This window comes from Spirosoma montaniterrae, assembly GCF_001988955.1.
Classification (GTDB): Bacteria; Bacteroidota; Bacteroidia; order Cytophagales; family Spirosomataceae; genus Spirosoma; species Spirosoma montaniterrae.
The window spans coordinates 424,896-451,470 of record NZ_CP014263.1 but is presented as its reverse complement, the minus strand read 5'-3'; the positions used below and the strand labels follow the sequence as shown (position 1 = coordinate 451,470).

General features: G+C 54.5%; 19 protein-coding genes and 1 riboswitch. Of the genes, 16 read left to right on the top strand and 3 right to left on the bottom strand.

What is annotated here, in order from left to right:
- Positions 1–59: 59 nt before the first annotated feature.
- Complete coding sequence (locus tag AWR27_RS01930) at positions 60–1,376, bottom strand: O-acetylhomoserine aminocarboxypropyltransferase/cysteine synthase family protein (protein WP_077129633.1); 1,317 nt, start codon at positions 1,374–1,376, stop codon at positions 60–62.
- Positions 1,377–1,594: 218 nt separating this feature from the next.
- Positions 1,595–1,711, bottom strand: a riboswitch (SAM riboswitch).
- A 190-nt stretch (positions 1,712–1,901) separates the two neighbouring features.
- Here AWR27_RS01930 and AWR27_RS01925 point away from each other — a divergent pair.
- From AWR27_RS01925 to AWR27_RS01910, 4 genes are all read left to right on the top strand, one after another.
- Positions 1,902–2,228 (top strand): DciA family protein, encoded by a 327-nt coding sequence (locus tag AWR27_RS01925; protein ID WP_077129632.1) that lies wholly within the window; start codon positions 1,902–1,904, stop codon positions 2,226–2,228.
- A gap of 123 nt (positions 2,229–2,351) precedes the next feature.
- A complete protein-coding gene (locus AWR27_RS01920) occupies positions 2,352–2,675 on the top strand; it encodes a hypothetical protein (RefSeq protein WP_157579077.1) in 324 nt (107 codons plus the stop codon).
- A 23-nt stretch (positions 2,676–2,698) separates the two neighbouring features.
- Entirely contained in the window at positions 2,699–4,270 is a 1,572-nt protein-coding gene (locus AWR27_RS01915; protein ID WP_077129630.1) for a glycoside hydrolase family 28 protein, read from the top strand.
- The gene (locus tag AWR27_RS01910; protein WP_077129629.1) at positions 4,267–5,607 is read left to right on the top strand and encodes a Gfo/Idh/MocA family protein; all 1,341 of its coding nucleotides are present in this window, start codon (positions 4,267–4,269) and stop codon (positions 5,605–5,607) included. The genes AWR27_RS01915 and AWR27_RS01910 overlap by 4 nt, the downstream gene beginning before the upstream one ends.
- Before the next feature lie 36 nt (positions 5,608–5,643).
- Here AWR27_RS01910 and AWR27_RS01905 read toward each other — a convergent pair whose 3' ends face one another.
- On the bottom strand, positions 5,644–7,086 hold the full coding sequence (locus AWR27_RS01905; protein ID WP_157579074.1) for a glycoside hydrolase: 1,443 nt from the start codon (positions 7,084–7,086) through the stop codon (positions 5,644–5,646).
- A 100-nt stretch (positions 7,087–7,186) separates the two neighbouring features.
- Here AWR27_RS01905 and AWR27_RS01900 point away from each other — a divergent pair, with 100 nt between their 5' ends.
- The 12 genes from AWR27_RS01900 (at position 7,187) to AWR27_RS01850 (ending at position 25,298) form a co-directional block, all read left to right on the top strand.
- Positions 7,187–10,372: a PVC-type heme-binding CxxCH protein gene (locus AWR27_RS01900; RefSeq protein WP_077129627.1), complete on the top strand. Its 3,186-nt coding sequence runs from the start codon at positions 7,187–7,189 to the stop codon at positions 10,370–10,372.
- A 13-nt stretch (positions 10,373–10,385) separates the two neighbouring features.
- Complete coding sequence (locus tag AWR27_RS01895) at positions 10,386–11,297, top strand: hydroxypyruvate isomerase family protein (protein WP_077129626.1); 912 nt, start codon at positions 10,386–10,388, stop codon at positions 11,295–11,297.
- 100 nt (positions 11,298–11,397) lie between these two features.
- Positions 11,398–11,985: an RNA polymerase sigma factor gene (locus tag AWR27_RS01890; protein WP_077129625.1), complete on the top strand. Its 588-nt coding sequence runs from the start codon at positions 11,398–11,400 to the stop codon at positions 11,983–11,985.
- 64 nt (positions 11,986–12,049) lie between these two features.
- Complete coding sequence (locus AWR27_RS01885) at positions 12,050–13,150, top strand: FecR family protein (RefSeq protein ID WP_077129624.1); 1,101 nt, start codon at positions 12,050–12,052, stop codon at positions 13,148–13,150.
- Positions 13,151–13,367: 217 nt separating this feature from the next.
- Positions 13,368–16,700, top strand: a complete 3,333-nt coding sequence (locus AWR27_RS01880) for a TonB-dependent receptor (protein ID WP_198045091.1) — start codon at positions 13,368–13,370, stop codon at positions 16,698–16,700.
- A 24-nt stretch (positions 16,701–16,724) separates the two neighbouring features.
- A complete protein-coding gene (locus tag AWR27_RS01875; protein WP_077129622.1) occupies positions 16,725–18,503 on the top strand; it encodes a RagB/SusD family nutrient uptake outer membrane protein in 1,779 nt (592 codons plus the stop codon).
- Positions 18,504–18,572: 69 nt separating this feature from the next.
- On the top strand, positions 18,573–20,081 hold the full coding sequence (locus AWR27_RS01870; RefSeq protein WP_157579071.1) for an FG-GAP repeat domain-containing protein: 1,509 nt from the start codon (positions 18,573–18,575) through the stop codon (positions 20,079–20,081).
- Entirely contained in the window at positions 20,078–22,009 is a 1,932-nt protein-coding gene (locus tag AWR27_RS01865; RefSeq protein WP_077129620.1) for an SGNH/GDSL hydrolase family protein, read from the top strand. Before AWR27_RS01870 ends, AWR27_RS01865 begins: the two co-directional genes overlap by 4 nt.
- Positions 22,010–22,032: 23 nt before the next feature.
- Positions 22,033–23,910, top strand: a complete 1,878-nt coding sequence (locus tag AWR27_RS01860; protein ID WP_077129619.1) for a carbamoyltransferase family protein — start codon at positions 22,033–22,035, stop codon at positions 23,908–23,910.
- Between the two features lie 67 nt (positions 23,911–23,977).
- Positions 23,978–24,127, top strand: a complete 150-nt coding sequence (locus AWR27_RS25655) for a DUF5989 family protein (RefSeq protein ID WP_232325947.1) — start codon at positions 23,978–23,980, stop codon at positions 24,125–24,127.
- Positions 24,128–24,175: 48 nt separating this feature from the next.
- Positions 24,176–24,562: an SxtJ family membrane protein gene (locus AWR27_RS01855; RefSeq protein ID WP_077129618.1), complete on the top strand. Its 387-nt coding sequence runs from the start codon at positions 24,176–24,178 to the stop codon at positions 24,560–24,562.
- A 34-nt stretch (positions 24,563–24,596) separates the two neighbouring features.
- Positions 24,597–25,298: a thioredoxin domain-containing protein gene (locus AWR27_RS01850; protein ID WP_077129617.1), complete on the top strand. Its 702-nt coding sequence runs from the start codon at positions 24,597–24,599 to the stop codon at positions 25,296–25,298.
- Positions 25,299–25,315: 17 nt separating this feature from the next.
- Here the strand turns inward: AWR27_RS01850 and AWR27_RS01845 are convergent, their stop codons facing one another.
- A complete protein-coding gene (locus AWR27_RS01845; RefSeq protein ID WP_077129616.1) occupies positions 25,316–26,491 on the bottom strand; it encodes a glycosyltransferase family 61 protein in 1,176 nt (391 codons plus the stop codon).
- Between the last annotated feature and the right edge of the window lie 84 nt (positions 26,492–26,575).

The window sequence follows — 26,575 nt, the reverse complement described above, 5'->3', positions numbered from 1 at the left end:
TTCTATGTGCTACAGTGGACTGAGTGCCCGTAGTACATAGAACACAGTACCTGAAACAATTAAGCTGCTACGGGTTCGGCAATCTGGGCAAACGCCTGTTCGAGATCGGCCTTGATGTCGTCAAGATGCTCGATACCGGCAGAAATACGCAGCAGGCCGGGTTCAACGCCTGCACTGGCCTGTTCCTGTTCGCTCAGTTGCTGATGGGTGGTGCTGGCCGGGTGAATAATCAGCGTTTTTGAGTCGCCGACATTGGCGAGATGGCTCACTAATTTCAGGCTGTTCACAAACTGATCGGCGGCCTCTTTTCCGCCCTTCACTTTGAACGTAAATACGCCCCCGAAGCCGCGCTTGAGGTATTTCTTCGCCAGTTCGTGGTATGAGCTACTTTCGAGACCGGGGTAATTTACAACGTCAACCTGTTCGTGCGCTTCGAGCCATTGTGCCAGTGCGAGGGCGTTTTGTACCGTGCGGTCAACGCGCAGCGAGAGCGTTTCGAGGCCCTGTAAGAGCAAAAACGAGTTGAACGGGCTAATGGCCGGTCCCCAATCGCGCAGCCCTTCGACGCGGGCTCGGATAATAAACTGGATGTTGCCAAACGGGCCGCCCACGCCAAACACGTCGCTGAACACCATGCCGTGGTAGCCCTCGGACGGTTCGCTGAACTGCGGAAATTTGCCGTTACCCCAGTTATAGTTACCGCTATCGACAATCACCCCGCCGATGCTCGTACCGTGGCCGCCAATCCATTTCGTAGCCGACTCCACCACCACAGCCGCGCCGTGTTCGATAGGCCGGAACAGGTAGCCACCCGCCCCGAAGGTGTTATCGACAATAATTGGCAGGTCATGTTGCCTGGCTAACTCGGCAATGGCATCAAAATCAGGAATGTTGAAACCGGGATTGCCAATGGTTTCGAGGTAAATAGCCTTCGTGTTTTCGTCGATCAGTTTGGCAAAGGCTTCTGGTTTGTCGCCATTGGCAAAACGAGCGTCGATGCCAAGCCGTTTGAACGACACCTTGAACTGATTGTAGGTGCCGCCATACAGAAACGAGGTCGAAATAAAGTTATCGCCCGCATTCAGGATATTGGTCAGGGCAATGAACTGAGCCGCCTGCCCCGATGCCACGGCCAAAGCGGCCACGCCCCCTTCAAGAGCCGCCATGCGTTTCTCAAACACGTCGGACGTGGGGTTCATGATGCGGGTGTAAATATTGCCAAACGCCTTCAGCGCGAACAAATCGGCACCGTGCGCCGAATCGTTGAAGACGTAAGAGGTTGTCTGGTAAATAGGCACCGCCCGCGAGTTGGTAGTGGGGTCGGCCTCCTGACCAGCGTGCAGTTGCAGTGTATCGAAATGCAGTTGAGAAGACATTTTTGACGGAGTTATAAAGTTGTAAAAGTTGTAGGGTTGTAAAGTTGAGCGGGCGGTGGAGTTGGGTGGTTGCAAACCTTACAACTGTACAACCCGATAACTTTACAACTGAAAAATGGCACGCCAAATCACTCCCGATCTGGTGTGTGCGGGTGGCGGATGTGCTTTAGCTGGCCCCGTAGGGCATACAGCATCTGATACAGAGCATGTTCGTATTCGATTTATAGTTCCTAATGACCACGTTTGGGTCATTTTAGGCAGGAGTTAGCACCTTGCCAAGTGGTAGGTTGCCAGCGGTTCGAAGAGCCTGATCTCTCCCCGCTTCTGTATAAATCAACGCGCGTTGACGACGGTAAGCAACGCGTAGAATTGACTTGATGCCGCAAGTATACAAGCCAACGCGCCTGTTTCCAAACGTTTGCCGCGATTTCTGCCCGTTCCCTTATTTTTCTAAAAAATTGGTCAGCGGCATAGGTAGTAAAACCGGGGGCTGTTTACTTTTGTAGGAAAGACACACCGCCCCGTATGCATCAGCCCTACAAATACAATCGCGAAAACGCCACCCGCGTAGCTGGCACCACCACCGTAAAAGACGCCATCGGGCAGTTGCTGAAACATTATCAGCTTCAATCGCGCTTTAACGAAACCTACCTCGAAGCGTTCTGGGGCCGCATGATGGGGCAGGCTATTGCCTCACGCACCAACCGCATCTACGTCCGCGACCGTAAGCTGCACATCGAACTGACCTCCGCCCCCCTCCGCAGCGAACTCGTGAATGCCAAGCAAAAGCTCATTCAGGTCATCAACAAAGACATGGGAACCGATGTCATTGACGACGTGGTGTTCATTTAGTAACAAATCTCCCTTTTAGTCTGCGAGTTGTTTGTATAATCTGCACAGACGGAATCGTTTTTCCCTGATAGTCAGTTTTCGCCCCTGTGCATGTTGGGTCATGTACCATGATTTAGCGGATTTGTGGCAACTCCCGACTCCGTTCGACAAGCCCAACTCGCTCAGGAACGTCAGTTGACCAGCACACGCACCGTTCTGCGGACGGGTCAGGTGGCGGCTTCGATCCGGCCAAACCAATCGGGCACAACCGGAAACGGGAAACTGGGAAAAGAATTGGTGCAGGCAGCCTGGACGGGTAACGAATTGGCAGTAAAGGCTTTACTGACGCAGGGAGCCGACGTTTTTTATCAGGACAGCGACGGGTTCCGCGCCATCGACCGCGCCCGCGACAACGGCCATCGGACCATTGTGACGCTATTGCTTGAAGCGGAGAAAGCGAAGAAATGACCAACTGAAACCTACCCGATTCTATGATAATCAAGTATTTATTCTCATTTTTTCTGCTATTCCTCAGTACAGTTGCAATTGGCTCACCCCCGATTTATAATATTCGCGAGTATGGAGCTACCGGCCAAAAAGGCGATGATGCAACCGGGGCCATTGCCAACGCTATTGCAGCCGCCCGAACAACAAACGGGGGCGTGGTGCAGGTGCCGCCCGGCCACTATACCTGCCTTGGCATTGTGCTACACGACAATATCACGCTTCAGGTGGATGCCGGGGCCATTTTGTACGCCGATTTGCCCAATCCGGCCTTCAAAGCTGACGGTTTTATCTATGCCGAAAACGCCACAAACATCGCCATTACAGGCCGGGGAAAAATTGACGGGCAGGCAAAATACCAGTGGACCGATTACAACTACGGCGACGTAGAAATTGCCAAAGAGGTAGAAATTGCCAAAAAAGCGGGCGTAGAAATGAAACGCAGCTACCGGGTAGGCAACAGCGCGTTTGGGGTGCTGTTTAAAGAATGTACCGGCATCACAATCGACGATGTGACGTTTGAAAACACCTCCCTCTGGTGTATGCGCATCTGGGGGTGCCAGCAGGTGAAGATTCGGGGCGTAACCATTACCTCTGACCTGAAGATGGGCGTAAACTCCGATGGTATCGACCTCGACGGAACCAGCAACGCTCATATTTCGGGGTGCATCATCTCGACCGGCGACGATGCCATTTGTCTCAAATCAGGCTCATGGGATTTTAAACCCAGCGGCAAATCGTACCCAACCGAAAACATTGTGGTCGATAACTGTATCCTGACCAGTTCATCGACCGCCCTGATGATTGGCACGGAAACGCTATCGCCCATCCGGCACGTCATTTTCAGCAATTGCGTTATCCGCGATGCTAACAAAGGCATGGGTATCAACGTGCAGGATGGAGCAACGGTGAGCGACATCAAGTTCTCGAACCTGACCATTGACCTGCACCGACGACACTGGAACTGGTGGGGCGATGCAGAGGTGTTTTATTTCGTACTCAAAAAACGCAACCCAACCTCGGCAGTAGGGGCCATCAAAAACATCACCATCGATAACGTGATTGCTCACGCCCAGGGAACGAGCCGGATCATCACAACCGTGGGAAAACCCCTGGAAAACATCCGCATCGCCAACGTTCAGGTGTTTATGGAACCTGAAGCCACGCCCGACAAACGCACTGCTCACGCTATGCGCTTCGAGGGCGTTGATGGTCTGACGCTCGACAACATCGCCGTGCGCTGGAACGACGAAAAGCCCGAACCCGGCTGGCAGAGTGGGCTGGTACTGACCAATGTAAGCAACTTCCGACTGCGCGACATTTCGGCGCGGCAGGCACACAAAACATCTGATTGGCCCGCTCTGTTGCTTACCGATTGCCGCAATGGGATCATCAATGAGTGTGTGGCTCAGCCGGGCACAAACCAGTTTTTGCGTATCGGTGGAGCTAATACCCGAAATCTTATGATTCACACCAACTACCTCAAAAACGCCCGCACGCCACTATTGTCAGACAAAACACTCCCGAAAAACACGATTGCTTACACCCCTTTCCCATGACAAACACTCGTCGCCAATTTCTGCACCAATCGGCTCAGATGGCCGTTACGGGTGCACTGCTGCCCGACCAACTGCTGGCCAATTCGTCTCAACCACCAATCCGTTCGGCTGCCGAAACAATTTCGGTGGCCCTCATCGGGTGCAACAGCATGGGCTGGGCCGACCTGACATCGATGCTTAAGCACCCAGGAGTTCGGTGCGCGGCCCTGTGCGACGTGGACCAGAACGTGATGAATCGGCGGGCTACCGACCTCGACAAACTGGCTGGCACGGTGGCGGGTAGCCCCAAACCGGTCTTATACAACGATTTTCGGAGGGTGCTGGATAACAAGGCCATCGATGTCGTTATTGTTGGCACCCCCGACCACTGGCACTGTTTACCAACGGTGATGGCCTGTCAGGCCGGGAAAGACGTTTACGTGGAAAAGCCACTCGCTAATTCAATTGAAGAGTGTAATCTGATGGTGGCGGCTGCCAAAAAACATCAACGCATTGTGCAGGTGGGGCAGTGGCAACGGAGCGGAGGGCACTGGAAAGCAGCCATCGACTATGTTCGGGCTGGGAAAATCGGGACAGTTCGGACGGTAAAAACGTGGGCCTACATGCCCTACGGCAAAACGTTTCCGGTGCTGCCCGATGAACCGGTTCCGGCGGGGGTCGATTACGCCATGTGGCTTGGCCCGGCACCAGAACGGCCCTTCAACAAAAACCGCTTTCATGGCAGTTTCCGGTACTTCTGGGATTATGCCGGGGGGTTGATGACCGACTGGGGAGCACACATGATCGACATGGCTCTGTGGGGCATGAACGTGACGACCCCTACATCAGTGGTAGCCATGGGCGGGCGGTTCGGCTTTCCCAACCACGCGGGCGAAACCCCCGACACGATGCAGGCGATTTATGAATTTCCTGAGTTCACCCTGCAATGGGAGCAGGCTATCGGCATCGGGCGGGGCCCCTTCGACCGCGAACATGGGGTGGCTTTCATTGGCAACTTCGGCACGGTGGTGGTTGACCGAGACGGCTGGGAACTACTGCCCGAAGCCGACAGCGGCCAATACCTGACACCGGCCATGCCGCGCCATCTGCGCTATGGCAGTGACCTCGATAAGCATACGCTCAATTTTGTGGAATGTGTGCGAAGCCGACAGCAACCCAACGCCCCGGCAGAAGTGGGCCGCAATGTAGCCGTAAACGCCCAATTAGGCAATATTGCTTACCGCACAGGCCGCAAACTGAACTGGGACGAAACCACTCAGACCATCACCGCCGACAGCAACGCCAACGACCTCGCGAAGGCGCATTACCGCAGCCCCTGGAAACTACCGACCGTCTGATGCGTAATGGTTTTCGACAGCGAACTGTTTTTCATCCTACTTCGCGCCAACCAGCGTTACCACGCCCTGCGCCGGAATCGTGACAGATTCGCCCGCTTTTACGGCAGTGAGTTCGTTACAGTTGTCGGTAGCCGATGTCAGAAACACCTTGTATTGGGTTGAAACGCCGTCGCCCTTTACACGAATGGTTTTGTTGGTTGTGCCGACATTGCTGATTACCAGGATTGGAAGGCCGTCTTTCACGAAGGCCAGTGGCAACACATCAGCATCGGCACTATTGGCTTCGACCCGCACGGCACCGGGCCGGACGTAACGATAAAACTGTTTTGAGACCCAATATCGTTTGCTTTTGATACCGTTAGAAGTCAGCAGTGCGTAATCAGACGCATTTTCCTCGCTCAGCGACCAGAACACCCAGGCCGACACATTACCAAACCGAAACGCCGTGTACATGGCTTTTGCCAGGGCCATTGCGCCTTCGTGGTTGTTTTTGAAGCCCGACGTTTCGGTCATCCAGAGTGGCAGGTTGTAGGGTTGGCCCCAGCCATACATGGTTCGCCAGGTGCTGGCATCGGTCGAGGCCGGTTGCACCCCGTCGAGGGCGTAGCCGTGTGTAGCCACCATGCCCACATATTGCCGGGCTTCGGGGTCGTTCAGGGTGGGCAGGGTCATGCTTCGCACACCGTCGAGCCAGCCCACGTCTTCAGGCATGAAGAGTTTGGTAGTGAGACCTTCTTTTTTGAACCGCCGACCTACCACCTTCAATACGTCGCGCAGGGCTTCGCCGTCGTAGACGCACGACTGATACGACTGCGAAAAACGTGGTTCGTTCTGAACGCTCAGCCCGTAGAGGTCAACGCCGATTTCGCGCTTGAAGATGCGACAATAGGCCACGCAACTCTCAGCAAATTCCTCGTAGTTTTCTATTTTTAGCTGATTACTGGCTGACGTAGGATTACGATTATAAGCCGGGGCGGAGTTTTGTTGCGTACCGTTGTCGATGCGGTTGTTCCATTTCATCCACGGTGCCGGACTCCAAACCGACGCGATGAACGTTTGAACACCAGCTTCCCGCAAGGCTTTCAGGTGCGGCACCCGGTCGCCAAACGGCACGTGATGCCCTGCAATGCGCCGGGTGAGGTTAAACCTCGTCAGGTCGGTTACGGCGGGGTCGGCATTGTCGTTGTCAATCTCAAACGAGGTTGGCACTTCATCGCGAATAATGGTGCAGCCGAGATCGGTCACAATATCATTTACGAATCGGTCGCTGGTGAAAGGGCCGTTTGACCAGTAAACGTTTTGTGCACCAAACCCGCCAAACCCGACAATGGTCTGGTAGGTCATGGTGGCATCGAGCGTTACATTCACCAGTGTCGAGGAAATGGCCGGAGCGGGCGTTGTAACAGGTTCTGCACGTTTACAGGCGGTTAACCCACAAACGGACGTTAAAAGTAGTAGCTTTATCAATTGATCTGCCATATAGCAAATAACGCAATTAGACTATCTGCACACCATACCAATCCACCCAGACCCACCCAGATTATAGCCGATATTACCCAAATCAATTCAGGATCAACCCATGCACCCTTCACGCTTCATTTCGTCGGCCATTGGCACTGCCTGCCTGGCGGGTCTGCTGCTCTTACTGGTAGGCTCAACCTCGCAACGAACCAACGCCCCCACAACCACTGCCGGGAAAACAGCCGAAATCACCGTACCCGATGGGTACACCGTTGAGGTTGCTGCCGGACCGGATCTGGTCGACTTTCCCATGTTTTCGACCCTCGACGAAACCGGGCGGCTGTTTGTTTTTGAATCCATTGGGCACGTTTATAAAAAAACCAAAGACGCGCTCGACAACCCACAGTTTCGGATCAAGCTGCTTACCGACACCAACGGCGACGGCAAATACGACAAAAGCACTATCTACGCCGATAACGTGGGCTTTCCGCAGGGTGGCGTATTCTACAAAGGCAGTTTATACGCCACGTCGGCCCCCGACCTCATCAAATTTACCGACACCAATAACGATGGTGTGGCCGATAAGCGCGAGGTGCTGCTCACCGGCTGGACCCTCAACGTGAACGCCAATAGCCTGATTGGGCCGTTTATGGGGCCAGACGGCTGGCTCCACATGACCAGTGCCATCATGGGTTTCGACGTGACCACGCAGGAAGGCCAACGGCTCAAAGGTGGCACCGCCCGCATCTGGCGGGTGCGTCCCGACGGTTCGCGGCTGGAGTGGATTTCGGCGGGTGGCATGAACAACCCCGTCGAACTGACGTTTACCGAAGCGGCTGAACCCATCGGCACCGAAACCTACTTCACCGACCCGCAGGCCGGTCAACGCGACGCGCTCGTGTACTGGACCGAAGGGGGCGTGTATCCCAAACCCAATAACAACATTACCCGCGATAGTTTAGTCCGCACGGGCGAGCTAATGCCGGTCGTTTCCAGGTATTCGCGGGTGGCTCCGTCGGGTATCGGGCGGTATCGGCACACGGCGTTTGGGGCCGATTTTAAGGATAATCTGTTCAGTGCGCAGTTCAATACGCACCGGGTGTTACGGCACAAACTGATTCGGGAAGGGGCGTCGTTTCGTACCGAAGACGAGGTATTTTTCTCGACCAAAGACGAAGATTTTCACCCCACCGACGTACTCGAAGATGCCGATGGGAGTTTGCTGGTCGTTGAAACGGGCGGTTGGTTTATTCAGGGTTGCCCGCTCTCGCAGGTTTCCAAAGCCGAGTTGCCCGGCAGCATCTACCGGGTTCGCCGGAAAGATGCGCCCAAAACAGCCGACCCTTACGGCAATCAGATTGTGTGGACTACCCTCTCGCCCAATAAAGCCGCGAGCTATTTAACCGACTCACGACCAACGGTTTGCGACCGGGCTATTGAGCGATTGGTCGACGCAGGCAATGCCGCCGTTGCTCCCCTCATCGCCGTTTTGCGCCAGTCGAAACGGGTGGATGCCCGCACTAAAGCGGTTTTCGCCCTCTACCGCATTGGTACGCCACCGGCTCTGGCGGGTGTTCGGGCTGCGCTGTCCGATGCCGACGTGCAGGTTCGGGTGGCGGCTGCCCGGTCGGTAGGGTTAGCAAAAGATGCCGAAGCCATGCCCCAATTGCTGGCAATGGTCGCCAAAGGCGATCTGGCAAGCCGTCGGCAGGCTGCAACGGCATTGGGTCAGTTGGCCGACAGCAAGGCGGTTCCGGCGTTACTGGCCGCTACGGGCAAAACCGAAGATCGCTTTGTTCGGCACGCGCTCATCTATTCGCTCATCACGCTGAACCAGCCAAAACTCCTTGAAGCGGCCTTGACAAACCGAAACGTCGGACCGCGAAACGTCGGACCACCCTCGCCGTTGGTGCAGGAAGCCGCCCTGATTGCGCTCGACCAAATGCGCCCTTCGCCGTTGCGGGCCAATCAGATCACGGCGTTCCTCAACAGCCCAAACAAAACCCTCCAGCGTACTGCGCTCTGGGTTGCATCGCATCATCCAGCCTGGGCAGGGGAGATGGCCGCTTTTTTAAAAACTCGCTTTGCTGGCGCGGCCCTTACCCCCGATGAGGAGCAGTTGTTTGGCGATATGCTGGTTGCCTTCAGTGGCAATACCACGATGCAGCAATTCATGGCCGATCAACTGCAAACGGCCCCACCTGCCCGTAAGTTGTTCATATTAACCACAATGGCCCGCTTTCCGGGCGAAAAACTGCCTGCCCTTTGGGTCGAGCGTATCGGGCAGCAACTCGTAGTACCCAATCAACCGGCTACGCAGGCCCGCGCGCTGGAAGTAGCGAGCTTACGAAGCCTGACCGCGCTGACAGGACAACTCCGGCAGGTGGCCGACGATGCGCAGAATCCAGCGTCGCTACGGATGGGCGCGGTGGCAACCTTGCTCAAGACCCAACCGGCATTCAGCGACGGCCATTTTACGTACTTATACGGGCAGTTGACCGCCGGGGCCGATGCGCCCATCCGGCAACAGGCCGCTACAGTGCTGGCTCAGGGTAAATTAACCGATGCTCACTTGCTGAAAATCGCGCAGGAGTATTTACCCAAAGCCGATGCGTTTAGTCTGCCCCGTATCGTGCCCATGTTTAAAGGTGCTCACGCAGCTCCTATCGGTGTTGCACTGGCCAATACCCTTGCCGACTCCCCAAGTTTAGATAGTTTTTCGGAAGAAAATCTCAACGCTATTTTCGCTGACTACCCGCCGGAAATCAAACCACAGACCGACCGGCTGATGGCTAACCTACGGCGCGTTCAGGCCGGGCGGTTAGAGCGGTTGAAAGCAATGGAAAATCGGATTGCCGACGGCGACATGGAGCGGGGGCGCACGCTGTTCTACGGCAAAGCCATCTGCTCGACCTGCCATCAGATACGGGGCGAAGGCGGCAAATTAGGACCCGACTTAACGTCGATTCAACGCGACCGTTCGGCGCATGATTTACTGGAAGCCATTGTGTATCCGAATGTTAGCTTTGTTCGGGAATACGAAACGTACCGTATAAAAACCAGAACAGGTGAGCATACGGGCATCATTCAGGAACAAACGCCAACGGTCATTGTGCTGGGAACGGCGCAGACCTCGTCGGTACGCATTGCCCGGTCAGACATGCTGTCGATGGAGTTGCAAAACACGTCGATGATGCCGCAGGGATTGGATCAGTTACTTACCCAGCAGGAAATGGCTGACCTGATGGCGTTTCTGTTGGGTCAGGATCAAGACCCCGAAACCGATCAGGCTATTCTACGGTAACTCGTTCACCAGTATGCACCGCCGTTCATTCGTTCAAAACAGTCTCTTCGCCGGGGCCACCGTTCTGGGTGGCTTCACCGCGCCCGACGCGACAGCCATGCCGAAAGGCTCCCCCTTCAACGTCAAATTCTCACCTGAGTTCGGAATTTTTAAAGGACTTGCCCCCACCGACCCCGTCGACGAAATCAGGTGGGGGCACGAGCAGGGTTTCCGGGCCTGGGAAAACACAGGTCTCAAATTTAAATCGGTGGCCGAACAGGAACGCATCAGCAAAACCGTGCAGCAGTTAGGCATGGAATTTGGGCAGTTCGTGGGTACGATGACCTTCAAGGACATCACATTTGCCGGGCGCGATGCAAGCCTCCGCAACGCCGTTCTGGCCGACATACGGGCATCGGTCGATATTGCCAAACGGATGAATACGAAGCTGATTCATAACGTGTTGGGCGTATCGGATATGCGATTGCCCTGGGATTTTCAGATGGCCAACGCCATTGATCTGCTCAAGCGCATTGCCGACATCTACGAACCGCACGGTCTTGTGATGGTCATGGAATCGATGAATCACCGAGTCGATCACCCCAATATGTTTTTGCATACCATTCCGCAGGCTTATGCCCTCGCCAAAGCCGTGGGTCGCCCGCAGGTAAAAGTATTGTTCGATTTCTACCACGTGCAGGTGCAGGAAGGCCATTTGTTAGCCACCCTCGACTATGCCTGGGACGAAATCGGATATATCCAGATAGGTGACACACCGGGTCGTAACGAACCAACCTCCGGCGAAATCAACTACCCGAACGTGATGAAGCACGTGTATAACAAAGGCTACCGAGGTTTTGTGGGCATGGAACATGGGCTAAGCAAGCCTGGAAAAGCGGGTGCAATGGCCGCGCTGCAAGCCTACCGGGCCATCGACGTAGCCTGAGATCGTCCTAATTAAAATTAACTGAACCAGCAAATGATTCTAAACGAAACAATTCCGCGTCCAGCGCGTTAGTCAGAATTGACTATTATTTATAAGAAAAATGCCAAAAGGCGAATACTCAGGTCAACCTGACGAATGCTGGATTGCCCTTAAACAGGGTGATTCGGCTGCTTTTGAGCATATCTACCGTACCCATGTTCATTCACTTTATCGATATGGCCTGAGTATTTGGGCCGACGAAGATGCCGTTCTGGATGCTATACACGATGTTTTTACGGAGGTGTGGCACAAACGCGACCGCATTTCTTATACCGACAATGTAAAATTCTACTTACTGAAGGCACTTAAAAACCGGCTCATTCGTCTGATTGACACGGCTGGCCGGATGCAGGAAATTTCTTTATCGACCTTACTCATTGACCCGGCCTCACTATCAACTGAACAGGATGAAGAAGCCTTACGGCAGCAGACGAAAGTGTCAGATTGTCTGCGCGAACTCCCTCCCCGTCAGCAGGAGATTGTCCGGCTTCGGTTCTACGAAAACCTTTCTCACCAACAAATTGCTGACCTGCTGAACATTCAGCCTCAATCGGCTAAAAATCTACTTTTCCGCGCCATCGATACGCTGCGCAAAGCCTTCTGTCAGACGGCAGCCAGTCTGCTGATGCTGTTTTTTGGGTCTTATTGATTTTTTTTCAAAACACTGAGTACCAAAACCGACTCCGCGTATTTCCGGGTATACAGTTATCTATATGCCCGCATACGAAACTTATTCTCTGGCCGAACTCGTTACGGACGATTACTTTCTGGAAAGCTGCCAGAACCCCTCCGCCGAGTCGGAACAGTTCTGGACCGACTGGCTGGTGAGTCATCCGCAGTGCCGCCCCATGTGGGAAGAAGCTGTCTATATTATTCGAACGCTGGCTGCCGGGCGAAGGCAATACGCGCTGGTGCGCCTGCCAGAGAATAAGGTTGAAGAACTCTGGCAACGTATTCAGACGACCGCTTACGCAGATGCTGCCGAACACGAGCAGACCCGACCGCTGTGGCCCTCCGGCGTATGGCGGCTGTGGCCGCTGGCAGCGGCAGCTTCGATAGCTCTGCTGGCAGGAATTGGTTACTGGTTTATCAGCAAGCCGCAGGAGCCACTACAGGCCGACAGCCTGACCAAATCCATTGAACAGACAACCCAGCCGCTCCAAACTTACCGAAACGACGGAAAGACCCCCAAACGCTACCGCCTGAGTGATGGGTCGATGGTGGTGCTCTCACCCGGTAGTCGTTTGCGATTACCGGCCCGCTTTGGCACCGGAAACCGAACGGTTTACCTGAACGGGGAAGGGTTCTTTGACGTGGCACACGCAGCCCACCAGCCTTTCTATGTATACGCCAACCGGTTGGTGACCAAAGTGTTAGGCACCCGCTTCCGGGTTTCGGAGAGTCGCCTGTCGACTGTTGTATCGGTGCTTGACGGAAAAGTGTCGGTGTCGCCACGGGCAGCCGGTCGTCGCGACCCGATGGTGCTCTTGCCGAATCAGGCAGCGGTTTATGAGAACAACCGCGAGGAGCTAACCAAAACGCTGGTAGAAAATCCTATTGTGCTTCGACTGCCCCAGCAGGAGCAGGCCCTTCATTTCGATGAAACACCCGTGCGGGAGGTGTTCCGTCGATTAGAAACAATGTACGGCATCACAATCGTGTACGACGAGGTATCGGCTTCGTCCTGTACGCTGACAGCTACTCTTTCGCAGCAATCACTCTATACCTCGCTCGATTTGATTTGTGAGGCTCTCAACGCCAGCTATCAGGTCATTGATGGGCAGGTTGTGCTTTCGGGCGTCGTCTGCCACTAACGCACTTACCTCCAGATTATTCCTCAATCATTTTTAACCCAAACGCATACGTACCGGCATAACACGCAAACCAGTTTCCTCTTTTCAAACATGTTCTATCACTACTATGCAAACGTACATGAGAATTCCGGTTCCGCTCTGGAGATACATCCAGATTTCTCTACTGCAAACGCTGTTCGCGTTAGCTTTCTGTAGTTTGTCTTCGGCAAAAGATTCCATGGCTCAGGACATTCTCAACACGCGCCTAACGCTGCAAATCGAGAATCGAGACATAAAATACGTCCTGCACCAAATTGAGCGGGAGGCCGATGTAAAATTCATGTACAGCCCTCAGCTTATTCAGGCCACCCGCAAAATAACGCTGAAAGTCAGCGATGAACGGCTGGTATCGGTACTGGAAACGCTGTTCCGGCCAGTGGGTGTCTCCTATCGCCTGATCGACCGGACCGTTGTGTTGAGTTATAAACAGGGCAGTAGTTCACAGATTCCGACGAACGAAGCCAGTGCGCCAAATACACAACCGGAAGTCGTTCCGTTTCGGGATATACAGATAACGGGCCGGGTAACGTCTGTTGAAAACAAGGAGGGTGTTCCGGGGGTGAACGTGGTGGTAAAAGGCACCACCATCGGCACCGTCACCAACGCCCGTGGAGAATACACGCTCAGCGTGCCGGAGCAGGCCCGGGCACTGGTATTCTCGTTTGTTGGGCTGCTGACCCAGGAGGTTGCCATTAACGGGCAAACCACCATCAACGTGCAGATGCAGGCCGACCCCAAAAGCCTTGAGGAGGTTGTGGTGGTAGGCTACGGCACCCAGAAACGGTCCGACGTAACCGGTTCGGTAGCGTCGGTGCGGGGCGAAGACATCAAAAATATGCCCGTGCGGAGTGTCAACGAAGCATTGCAGGGCCGACTGGCGGGCGTACAGGTCACGAAAGGGTCTGGAGCACCGGGGGCCGGGGCCGACATCCTGATTCGCGGTCCCGGTTCCATCAACGGAATGCCACCGCTGTACATTGTCGACGGGATGCGGATTTCAGGAACCGGGTTTAACTTCAACGTACAGGACATCGAATCCATCGAGGTACTCAAAGATGCTTCGGCAGCCGCCATCTACGGGGTCGATGCTGCCGGAGGGGTGATTCTGATAACCACTAAACGCGGCAACAAAGCCAACCGGCCTGTAGTCAACCTAAGTTCGTGGTATGGTATCCGGCAGGCTACCAACATGTTTTCGCTGCTACGACGCGACCAGTACGCGCTGGCCCGCGAGAACTTCGGCTTTAGCGTGGCCTCGGCTGGCCCGCTGAATCAACAGCCTGATACCGACTGGATCAATGAGTTGTATCGCACCGGGGCTGAGCAGAACCATTCGCTGTCGATTACCGGCGGTGGCGAGCGGTCTAACTACTTTGTATCGGCCAACTATCAGCGGGAAGACGGTGTGGTCATCAACACGTTTGCCGAGCGGCTGAACCTCCGAATCAACTCCGACTATCAGCTTTCGCAGAAGTTTAAAGTTGGGCAGAGCCTTTACATGTGGCGGGGTAACTTCCGAAACACGGGTGGGGGCATCCCATTCCGCTCAACGCCCCTGATGCCGGTGTTCGACCCGGCCAACGAACTGGGAGGCTGGGGCCGTACCCCCGGCGGTTTTTACGAAGGAGCCAACCCCGTAGGCGCAAACCTCAGCCAGCGTATTAGCGACGTCCGCTCGGCCATCGAGGGCAATATCTTCGCCGACTGGGAAATCGTTTCCGGTCTTAACCTTCGCACTACGCTTGGTGCTTCGCTGATTAACAACCGCTTTCAGAATTTCCAGGAAGCGTTCAGCTACGGAACGCTGCGCAATCCGAACGCTACGCTCTCTCAGAGCATGTTCAATCAGGAAAACTATACGGCCAACTTCACGCTCACCTACGGGCGCACCTTCGGGCGGCACGACATCAAGGCTATGGTGGGCTACGAAGCCTATCGCGAAGATGGCTCACGGCTCGACGGAACGGCCAACGGGTTTACGGTGCCGGTGGCCAGTTCGTTTCTGCTCAGCAGCGATCCCAACAACCGGCTCATCACCAACGGCTTTAACCGGTTTCCATTCCGTCGGTTGTTGTCTCAGTTTGGTCGCCTGAACTACAATTATGCCGGAAAATACTTTTTGACAGTCAACGTGCGTCGCGATGGCACCGACCGGTTCGAGACGGCCCGGAAATGGGGCGTGTTTCCGGGCTTTTCGGCAGGCTGGAAAATCAGCGAAGAGAACTTCCTGAAAAATGTGTCGTTCCTCTCGAATCTGAAGCTCCGGGGCGGATACGGCGTGCTCGGCATTGCCAATGTTGACCCGTTTCAGTTTCTCGAACAGTTTAGTTTTCAGAACATTACCGGCCTGCCCGACGGTAGCCGCGTGCAGGGATTTGGACGCACACTCACCTTAGCCAATACCGAACTACAGTGGGAAACCGTTCGGCAGACCGACATCGGTATGGACATTGGCTTGCTCAACAACCGGCTGAACATTACCGTTGACTGGTATAACCGACGCAGCGAAGACGTACTCTATCGGGTTCCGACGCCGTTTTCGGCGGGCCTGAGCAACATCACCTTCGTGAACGTGGGCAGCGTGCAGAACAGAGGGCTTGAACTGGCTGCCGATTACCGGGGGCGCAAAGGTAATTTATCGTATGCCATCGGTGGCAACGTAGCCTTTAACAGAAACCGGGTGCTTAACCTCGATGGCGTTCGCAACACGCCATTCGACGAAGGGCGGCCTGGCGACGTGTGGCGCACGAGCGTAGCCCGAACCGCCGTTGGGCAACCCTTCGGGCAGTTCTTCGGCTACGTTGTCGATGGTATTTTCGCCACCGATGCCGCCGTGACGGAGCGGGGCGTTACGCAAACCGGAGCCGGAGCCGGCGACCTGATTTTCCGCGACCTGAACAACGACGGGCGCATTACGCTCGACGACCGCACCTTCATCGGCAACCCCTGGCCGGCAGCTATTTACGGGCTTACGACGGGGCTGCAATGGAAGCAGTTCGATCTTAATGCCGTCTTTACAGGGGTGGCGGGCGTAGACATATACAACGGCGTTCGTTCGTACACCGATTTCTTCGTAGGCGACAATAACACCACGGCCAACATTTTCGAGACTTCATTTTTCGGCACCAACGGACTGACCGACAAGCCCCGTACCGGCACGTTTGTTACCAATGCACAGGGGCAGCGCGTGTATGTCCGCGACCCAAACAGCAACTACGGCAACGTATCGAGCCACTTTGTGGAGCCGGGCGGCTTTCTGCGGCTCACCAATCTCCAGGTTGGCTATAACCTGCCCCAGACGCTCCTCAGCAAAGCCCGAATTGGGTCGGCCCGCGTTTATTTGATGGCGCAGAACCTGTTTACGATTACGCGTTATTCTGGCCTTGACCCCGAAATTTCGTCGTTGGCTACCCGGAACGGAGCAGGTGCCGCCACCTCGCGGGGCATCGATAGCTTCGGCACATTCCCACGCACCCAAATGTTTGCACTCGGCCTGGATATGTCGTTCTGAAACTGACTTAAACGTATCGTTCCAATGAAAATCATGCGAAACTACCTGATTTGTTGCCTGACAGCACTTGGTCTGGCTTTTGGCCTGCTGGCCTGCCGGGAAGATTTTCTGGAAACAGAGGACCCCAACAGTCTGACTTCCGATAATTTCCCAACCACCGTCGCTCATCTTGACCTGATGCTGAATGGCGTGTATGCCAACCGCCACGCATTTGGGCTGTATGGGCACAATATGTTTGGTAAGAATACCAACTCTTTCGACCACACCCAGGACCAGTCGTGGGTAGGGTTTCAGTTCTGGAATGAAATGAACCAGAACAACACCCGCCCCGACAATGAATTTATGACTGAAACCTGGCGGGATGCCTGGCGGGGCGTTCAACGGGCTAACACGCTGTTAGTTAGCATCGAAGAGTTCCGGCGGCAGTTTGCCCGCCCGGAAAATGAAACCCGGTTGCGCGAAATAGAGGGGCAGACCCGCTACCTCCGCGCCTGGTTTTATTACTATCTGGCCGGTTTCTGGAATGAAGATATGCTGCTGGGCACGACCGGGGGCGACAAATTAGGTATGCCTTTGGTTACCACCGTTGCGTCTACCCTGACCGAAACGCGGACGGAGCGGGCAACCGTCAGGCAGACCTGGGACTTCATCATTGCCGACCTGCGCCGGGCCGACGAACTGCTGGCCAACAAGGTCTGGACCGGCAACGACCGCCACCGCATCAGCACCTGGGCCGTTAAAGGGTTTCTGGGAAAGGTCTATACCTTCATTCAGGACTACACCAATGCCCGCACCAACCTCGAAGCCGTTATCAACAACAGCGGCAAAACGTTGGTGCCGTTCACCGTTTACCGAAATATGTTCAACGGTGAGAATGAGTACAATGTCGAATCGGTCGATGAAATTAACATGAACATCGACCGTAATACCTGGGGAGCCTGGGGCGACCGTTCGGCGGGTTCGAGCGTGGGTATGGTGCAGGCACCGTCGTTTATGGGCGATAATGGACAACCGACCGGTTCGGGCTGGTCGAACGTGTTTCCGCACGATAAAACGCTGGAGCGGTACGGTTTTCGAGAACCTATCATCAACTATATCAATAACCCACGTTTCGACGCCAACCGCCCGGTCAGCCTGGATAACCTGCGGCAGATTCCCGACCCGGCTTACATCCAGCGTTCGCTCACTATCCGCAACCAGCAACTGGCCGACCCCCGACTCTGGATTGGCACGCAACAGCCCTTTGTCGATTCGATACTGGTAGGTGGACGCCGAAGACCCATTACCCAGTTTACGGCAGTGCCCGGCAATGCTTTCCATGCCTGGTCGTTCGGCAAATTCGTTAATAAAGTGGGTACTGAAGGCGACGTGAACCAGAACAACGGCTCCAACTTCTACTGGCTGCGCATGGCCGACGTGTTTCTGCTCTACGCGGAAGTGCTCATCCAGACCGGCAACCCCACGCAGGGGCTGGAATTTATTAATCGGGTGAAACGACGAGCGTATGGCTTCCCGCCCAACGCACCGAGTCCGGTTGATTATCGCAGTCTGACCGACCGAACGATGGCCTCCGACCCCGTTTTGGGCAATAATCCGCTACGGTACGAACGCTGGGCCGAACTCTATGGCGAGGGACAGTGGTGGTTCGACGTGCGTCGCTGGAAGATAGGCCCCCAGGAAGCTGCGTATTACCAGAGTGTGCGAAGCGGCCCGATTCAGTTTGACCCTACCGATTATGCCCAGCCCATTCCGCAGCAGGAGGCCGAAGCCAATGCGCTGATTAGGCAGAATCCTGGTTATTAATTGCCTTCTTCACACGGAAATGCCCGGAAATTAAAAAGCCGGGCATTTCCGTGTATTTTCACTAACCACTTGACCACCTGCGCTCTGAGACGGTTTATTCTCATACTCTTAACTGCCGCCCCCCTGCTGGTTGGGTGCCAGGGTGCCCCTTCGGCGGGGGAACGGCTGGCCCAGCAGCACTGCGCCGGGTGCCATCAGTTCGCTTCACCCCAATTACTCGACCGAAAAAGCTGGTCGGCAAGCGTTTTGCCGGTCATGGGGCTTTATTTAGGCATCGTTCCGTCGGCTCCCACGCTGGCGGAGCAGTCGCTTTTGTTTGATTTGTCGGCTGCCGGACGCCTACCGGCAAAACCCGCCCTGAGCCAACAGCAATGGCAGGAACTTTGCGCCTACTTCGATGAGAACGCCCCCGACGCCCTGACGCATACGCCCAATCAAATGCCCGTTAGCCCGTTGTTCGCAGCCGGGGCATCGATTCGCCTTGCCGATTCGGCCCCCGCTGTTACCTGCATCCGGTGGGATGCGCACCGCCGATGTATCTGGCTTGCCGACAATGCCCAGCGGAAAATCTGGCTGCTCGACCCGCAGGGCCACCGGCTCGATTCGCTGGCCGCTCCGTTGCCCGTGAGCGATATTTGCCCAACTCCATCCGAGGTCGTCGTTACAGTACTGGGTTCGCTGCTACCTACCGAGCAGAAGAACGGCGGAGCATATCGGTATCGCCAAACGGCTAAAGGCTGGCAGATGATTGGCTCGTCGGAAGCCCTGCACCGCCCGGTTCGGTCGCTGCGGCTGTCGCAAAATCAGTTGTCGCAACAGCGGTATCTTACAGCCGAATTCGGTTTTCTGACGGGTCAGCTCGCGCTCCGCGATGCGAATTTTCGCGTACAGCATACGCTAACAAACGTCAGCGGGTCGGTTGGCGTTGCCGAAGCAGATTATACCGGCGATGGACTGCCGGACCTACTCGGCCTTTTTGGGCAGGGCGACGAGCAGCTTCGGCTATTTGAACAACGGCCCGGCGGTCGGTATCGGGAGAAAATACTGCTGAGGTTGCCGCCGGTCTACGGCTCCACTTCGTTTGTATCGACCGATTTCGACGGAGATGGTCGTCTGGATATTGCCTACACCTGTGGCGATAATGCCGATTACTCGCCCGTGCCGAAACCGTATCACGGGCTTTACCTGTACCGGCAACAACCCAATGGCTCACTGGTTCAGAAACGCTTTTTTGCCAATGACGGTGCTTACAAAACGCTGCCTGCCGACGTTGACCACGACGGCGATACCGACCTGCTAACGATTGCGTTTTTTGCTGATTATAAACGGCGTCCGCAACAGAGCGTCTGTTATTATGAAAATAAAGGCAACTTTACGTTCAGCGTTTCGTCGATTGACTGCCACCGCCGGGGCCGCTGGATCGATGCGGACGTTGGCGACGTAGATGGCGACGGCGACCCGGACGTGCTCCTGGCGAATTGTTCGGTCGCAGGCACCCCGGCAACTCCCTACACGTCACGCTGGCAGCAATCAGGTCATTTTACCATTCTAAAAAATCTGTCGAAACGAGTACGATGAGTGCGCCTGCCACCAAAACGCCCGTTTGGCTACTGAAACTAACTGCGTTGCTGCTACCGCTGCTGTTGCTGACCGGCGTGGAGGGCGTGCTGCGGCTGGCAGGGTACGGATATAACCTGGACTTGTTCATCACCGACCCGCAACGCCCCGACTACTGGGTGATGAACCCCGATGCATCGAGACGTTATTTTATAAATCAGGCGAATGCCACAGTAGGCAATGCCGAACCTTTTTTGAAAAACAAACCCGACAATACATTTCGGATTTTCGTGCTGGGCGAATCAACCACGGTTGGGTATCCGTATCTGCACAACGGCTCGTTTCACCGGTGGCTGCAACACCGACTGTTGTTTACGTTTCCAGCGCGGCATTTTGAGGTTATCAACGTCGGGTTAACGGCGGTTAATTCCCACACGTTCTATGGTTTTGCCAAAGAAATCGTCCAGTATAAGCCAGATGCGGTTTTGATTTACGGCGGCCACAACGAGTATTACGGGGCATTGGGCGTGGGGTCTACCAACCGGATGATTGGCTCGCCAGCGGTTGTCCGCTGGGTGGCAACGCTACGGGACCTGCGGCTGGTGCAGGCTGTTTACCAGTTTATTGGCTGGGCGGGTAGCCTGTTACACAAGCAGCAAACCGACCTCCGCGAAAACCTGATGAAGCGCATGGCCGCCGACAGCTACGTTCCGCTCGACGGTGAGCTGTATCAGCAGGGTATCCGGCAGTTTTCTGAAAACATGAGCCTAACGCTTGCCCTGTTTCAGGAGCACAAGGTTCCGGTTTACCTGAGCACGCTCGTAAGCAACGAAAAAGACCTTCCGCCGTTCGTGAGCGACACCACGTCGGCGTCCCGATCTGCCGACGCCGTTTTTTGGAAAGCTACGCAGGCGTATCAGACCGGCGATTTCGTAGCCGCCAAAAAACGGTTTGTGCAGGCGAAAGAATTAGATATGCTCCGGTTCAGAGCACCGGAAGCCATGAACGCAATCGTCAGGAAATTGGCCACTCAATATACCGGTGTTCGTTTGGTCGATGCCCGAAAGGTGTTCGAATCGCACTCGGCGCATGGCATTCTGGGAAGCGAAACCCTGCTCGAACATGTTCATCCGAACCTGTTGGGCTACGCGCTGCTGGCCGATGCTTTCTTCAACGCCCTCCGGGAAGACAAACGGATTCAGGCAGACTGGTCAACGGCCATGTCGTTTCAACAGTCGCTGGCTACTATGCCAATCACCGCCATCGATTCGCTAAAAGGGAAATACGAAATAGAGATTCTGAAAGAAGGCTGGCCGTTCAACCAGCCTCCACCGGCCAACGCTCCGTCTCCGAAAACGGTTGAAGAAAAACTGGCGGGTGGCTTGGTTGTCAGGCAGCTATCATGGGGAGCGGCCCTGCAAAACGCCCTCCTTCATTATCAGAAACGTAATAATGCTGCCGGTGCATTGCGCGTAGGAGAAGCCCTGCTGCTCGAACACCCCTATAACCCCGATTTTTATGTACAGGCGGGCAAACTTGCTCAGGCGGCTCGGCAACTCGAAAAAACTCGCTTTTACTGGCAGAAAGCGTTTGCTATGCAGCCTTCCGAAGACCTTGCCATGCGGTTGAGTGTGCAACTTCTGAAGATAGACGAACCGGAAACGGCCCTGCCCTACCTGACCTATGTTGCGGCCCGGAACGCAGCCTGGAATGACCTGAAAGACAAAGCCTCACAGGTTATTCTGTACAAAAAAGCGTATCAGGCCGATAGCCAGTCGGTGAGCCGGTGTTTGAGTGTAGCCGAAGCGTATCTCCAGTTTGCCAACGCAGCGGCTGCGGAGAAATACCTCAGCCGGGCACTGGCGTTAGACCCAACGAACCGACAGGCCCGGCAACTGCGCGAAACAGCCCGACAGTATGCGGCTGACACGCTCCGCCAGGCTAAGTAGACCCCCTTCACCCTGCTTCTACGATGACTAATCAGGCACGTACAACCATTTTAGGAATATCGGCCTATTATCACGATTCGGCTGCGGCACTGGTGATAGACGGTACGGTTGTCGCTGCCGCGCAGGAAGAACGATTTACCCGGCGAAAACATGATTCAGGCTTCCCACAACACGCTGCCCACTACTGCCTCGATTACGCCGGACTACGCCCGAAAGACATCGACGCTGTTGTGTTTTACGACAAACCCCTGCTCAAGTTTGAGCGGTTACTGGAAACCTATTACGCCTTTGCACCACGCGGCCTGCGGTCGTTTTTAGCGGCCATGCCGGTGTGGTTAAACGAGAAGCTATTCCTCAAACGTCTGCTGCGCGAAGAACTGGCGAAGCTCTCGCCCGACGGTGCTCTCCCCAGGAAATTACTGTTCACCGAACATCATTTAGCCCATGCTGCCAGTGCGTTCTATCCCTCACCATACGAACGGGCCGCCATCCTCACCATCGACGGTGTGGGCGAGTGGGCTACGGCCTCGATTTGTCTCGGCGAAGGCAACCGCATCAGCATCCTCAAAGAGTTACATTTTCCGCATTCATTAGGGCTACTCTACTCCGCCTTCACCTATTTTTTGGGATTCCGGGTCAATTCGGGCGAGTATAAACTGATGGGTCTTGCGCCCTACGGCGATCCGCAATCGGCTGAGGTTGAACACTATGTATCGTTGATTCATAACAAACTGATTTCGCTTAAGCCAGATGGGTCGCTCTGGCTCGATCAGACCTATTTCGATTACGCTACTGGCCTGAGGATGGTCCAGGTTCCAAAGTGGGAGGCCCTATTCGGCATCAGGCAACGCCGACCCGAAGAAGAAATAACGAAACAGCACTGCAACCTGAGTCTTGCTATTCAGCGCGTTACGGAGGAGGTGGTATTACGAATGGCTCAGGAAGCCCAGCGGCTGACTGGGGCCGATTACTTGTGTATGGCGGGGGGCGTCGCGCTCAACTGCGTCTCGAACGGCAAGTTGCAGGCAGCGAATGTCTTCAACGACGTGTATATCCAGCCAGCAGCGGGCGACGCAGGCGGAGCATTGGGTGCGGCCCTGGCGGCTTACCACATCGGGTTCGACCGACCCCGGCAGGTTGCTACCGGCCTTGACGCCATGCAGGGCAGTTATCTTGGCCCCGGTATTCAGCAGGAAGACATCGAACGAACGATACGCAACTATGGGGGCGTCGCTACATACCTGTCCGATGCCAAACTAATGAAACAGGTGGCTGAACTGTTGGCCGAAGGAAACGTAGTAGGCTGGGTGCAGGGGCGGATGGAGTTTGGCCCGCGCGCCCTCGGTGGTCGCAGTATTCTGGGCGACCCGCGCAACGCAGCCATGCAAAAGAAGCTGAACCTGAACATCAAGTACCGTGAATCGTTCCGGCCTTTTGCCCCTTCGGTACTTGCCGCCGACGTAGCAGACTATTTCGATTACAAAGGGGTGTCGCCGTATATGCTGCTGGTGCATCCGGTCGTCAGGTCACGCCAACGTACCTTACCCGACGACTACCACGAGTGGCCGCTGTCTGACCAACTGTACTATCCGCGCTCCGACATGCCCGCCATCACGCACATCGACTATTCGGCAAGGATTCAGACGGTACACCCCGAAACGAACCCGCGCTATCACCAATTGATCGAGGCATTCAAAGCAAAAACGGGCTATGGCGTAGTCATTAACACCAGCTTTAACGTTCGGGGCGAACCCATCGTTTGTACGCCCGACGATGCCTACCGTTGTTTCATGCGCACCGGGATGGATTACGTAGCTATTGGAAACTACCTCTTCGACAAGCGAAATCAGCCCGTCTGGCACGAAAAAAGCAACTGGCACGGAGAATTCGTTTTGGATTAGTAAATTCACCGAACATTAGCCCTGACGCTTCTGAGTCACCGGCTATTGACTGTCTTACTCATTTGGTATGGATTTTTTGACTGATCTGTTCAGGTTTATAAAAGAGCGACGGAAGTGGTTTCTGGCTCCCGTTATACTTTTACTCCTGTTACTCGGCCTGATTATAGTGATTGGGGGAGGGTCTGCAATTGCTCCCTTCATTTATACCTTGTTCTGACTGTCCGTCGCCCACTTCCGGCTAAAACATGGATAAAACTCCTGGGTTATGCTCCCTAAAGAACTATCGGAACTGAACGTTTGGAAAGCAAATACGGCTATCATGGTTGGCCTGCTTGCACTCCATATATTCACTGAGAGCCACTACCCAATCTGGCTCTACGCGGCATTTGGCATCGGCATGTGTATACTATTTCTGCCCCACGTAAGCCGGTGGATTGCTATAGGGTGGTACAAACTGGCGCGGGGATTAGGTTATGTCAACTCGAAGTTGCTGCTATCTCTGTTGTTTTTCGTGTTTTTACTGCCCCTCGCCCTACTCTACCGTCTTCTACGACGCAACGCCCTTGCCCTCACAAACGGGCCGCAACTCCCGACGCTTTATAAAGAACGTAATCATCGCTATCGGGCCGAGGATCTGGAAAACACATGGTAGTCTACTCAGCTTCGCCGTTCGGCGTTTACCCATTATGAAAAAGATATTGATTGCCATTTTGGCACTAACTACAGCATCGGCTACGGCGCAAAGTCTCGCACCCGATGCGTTTGAGCAGCAGTTGAAACAGTCGCCTACTGCGCAACTAATCGATGTCAGAACGCCCGGCGAGTTTGGCGGGGGGCATTTGAGAGGTGCCCAGAACATTGACTTTCGGCAGGCGGCTTTTGCGCAAACTATAAGCGGGCTGGATAAAACAAAACCAGTTTTTGTGTATTGCCTGAGCGGAGGAAGGTCTGCTGAAGCAGCCAAACTGATGCGCGAACAAGGTTTTGCTGCTGTTTATGAACTGGCGGGCGGCTACCTGAAATGGACCACGAAACTGAAGCCGGTAGAAGGCGTTAAAATCAATCCGTCGGCTAAAGCCATCAGCCCCGACGAGTTGAAACAGACCGTAGCCAACAACCGTTTGGTGCTGGTCGATTTTTACGCGCCCTGGTGTGCGCCCTGCCAGAAAATGATGCCCATCATGGAGCAGTTACAAACACAATATGCCGGTAAACTACTGGTCGTGAAAGCCGATGCCGATGCAAGCAAGGCACTGATGCAAACTCAGCAGGTCGACGAAATTCCAACGCTGTTGCTCTTTAAAAATGGTCAACTTACCCAGCGGCTCATTGGCCTGCAAACGGCAGCATTCTTAACTGAACTGATCGAAAAAGAAACCAGCCGATAAGACAAGTGGTGATTGGTTCAGGCTTTACCAGCAAAACATGCTGCCAAATACGGCTCCAGCTCGGCTATGGAGACAGTGATATCATCAGCTATGGCCCGGTCGTTATCAGGTATCGATGGGCCATGAAAATAAGCTGAATAATGCAGGCCAAGCGCGTGGGCCATATAACGAAAATAATCGCGAACGTAACGGGGAGAGAACAACTCGAGCAGATGCGTACCCGGCTCGCACCAGAGTATATTGGTGAACGACGCCCCGTGTGGCCCCATAATGAACGATGCCCCGTTGTACAAATGAAATTGCTCGGCCAGGGTGCGCGGCTGATCGTCTACAATCGTGAAATCGTATTTTGTCAATAGAGCCATCAGCGCATCTTCATTCAGGACCCGACGCCGTCCGGCCCGGCGGATATAAATGCGGTTATGCTGCCGAACAGGCAACGGAGGTATTTTGGAACGCATAAACTGACGCAACTGCAACATATCTGTCACGTTCGGGTAGGTCCAGTCTCCGCTATTTCCCAGAATACACCGATCAAACTGCACGGTGGTATGTTGGCTGTCTACTACCTGTTCGGGCGAGAAGCCCATCAAAGCGAGAAACTCGCGTTCGTATTGGGTATTAAAAAGAGGATAAGCAACTACTGCGCCGGTAAACTGCGATTCGGGCAGCGCATTTTTCATGCGGCATAACTTAGCCGCTATCAGCAACATAAAGTCATAATAACCGCCAAAAACCACGCCGTTGGTATACTGACTCCACGGAGCCAGTAATGTTGGTGTCTGTAGGTTGGTTCGTTGGGTATGCCAGAAAAAATCGGTAACTAAATCGGTAAGAAAATCGCGATTATTATAATCCGTGCAGAGCACATGCCCCTGAATAACGACGTGGCCCGATCTGTGCAGAGACGCTTGCCGGTCTATGTTTTCATAACGCCACACATAACTGCGCGTCGTTATGGCTTTTGTAGTACCGAAAATGGTTTTGCCCGGATCGGCGATGTCGACAACAGGATGTAGTTGAATTATGTCGTGCTGATGAACCGCAATTTGATGTTGATCGAGGTACGCTTCAGTACGTTGTTTTGTTAATAAATTGGCACCAAACCATTGCAAAAGTTCTTTTATCTGGTGTTTCAGGACGTTTCGCAATGCCGACGAAACAGCCTGAATGGGCTGTAGAGTTGTAATCATGAACGCTCTTTTTTTAAGACTTTACTGTAACAGCTTCTTAAATGATACTTAAAATCATTAGATAGGTTACTGTAATCTCCCGTT

Bases quoted from the DNA above. Each gene is read 5' to 3' on its own strand.
- AWR27_RS01930 (WP_077129633.1), bottom strand. From the start codon at position 1,376: ATGTCTTCTCAACTGCATTTCGATACACTGCAACTGCACGCTGGTCAG.
- AWR27_RS01925 (WP_077129632.1), top strand. From the start codon at position 1,902: ATGCATCAGCCCTACAAATACAATCGCGAAAACGCCACCCGCGTAGCT.
- AWR27_RS01915 (WP_077129630.1), top strand. From the start codon at position 2,699: ATGATAATCAAGTATTTATTCTCATTTTTTCTGCTATTCCTCAGTACA.
- AWR27_RS01910 (WP_077129629.1), top strand. From the start codon at position 4,267: ATGACAAACACTCGTCGCCAATTTCTGCACCAATCGGCTCAGATGGCC.
- AWR27_RS01905 (WP_157579074.1), bottom strand. From the start codon at position 7,086: ATGGCAGATCAATTGATAAAGCTACTACTTTTAACGTCCGTTTGTGGG.
- AWR27_RS01900 (WP_077129627.1), top strand. From the start codon at position 7,187: ATGCACCCTTCACGCTTCATTTCGTCGGCCATTGGCACTGCCTGCCTG.
- AWR27_RS01895 (WP_077129626.1), top strand. From the start codon at position 10,386: ATGCACCGCCGTTCATTCGTTCAAAACAGTCTCTTCGCCGGGGCCACC.
- AWR27_RS01890 (WP_077129625.1), top strand. From the start codon at position 11,398: ATGCCAAAAGGCGAATACTCAGGTCAACCTGACGAATGCTGGATTGCC.
- AWR27_RS01885 (WP_077129624.1), top strand. From the start codon at position 12,050: ATGCCCGCATACGAAACTTATTCTCTGGCCGAACTCGTTACGGACGAT.
- AWR27_RS01880 (WP_198045091.1), top strand. From the start codon at position 13,368: ATGGCTCAGGACATTCTCAACACGCGCCTAACGCTGCAAATCGAGAAT.
- AWR27_RS01875 (WP_077129622.1), top strand. From the start codon at position 16,725: ATGAAAATCATGCGAAACTACCTGATTTGTTGCCTGACAGCACTTGGT.
- AWR27_RS01865 (WP_077129620.1), top strand. From the start codon at position 20,078: ATGAGTGCGCCTGCCACCAAAACGCCCGTTTGGCTACTGAAACTAACT.
- AWR27_RS01860 (WP_077129619.1), top strand. From the start codon at position 22,033: ATGACTAATCAGGCACGTACAACCATTTTAGGAATATCGGCCTATTAT.
- AWR27_RS25655 (WP_232325947.1), top strand. From the start codon at position 23,978: ATGGATTTTTTGACTGATCTGTTCAGGTTTATAAAAGAGCGACGGAAG.
- AWR27_RS01855 (WP_077129618.1), top strand. From the start codon at position 24,176: ATGCTCCCTAAAGAACTATCGGAACTGAACGTTTGGAAAGCAAATACG.
- AWR27_RS01850 (WP_077129617.1), top strand. From the start codon at position 24,597: ATGAAAAAGATATTGATTGCCATTTTGGCACTAACTACAGCATCGGCT.
- AWR27_RS01845 (WP_077129616.1), bottom strand. From the start codon at position 26,491: ATGATTACAACTCTACAGCCCATTCAGGCTGTTTCGTCGGCATTGCGA.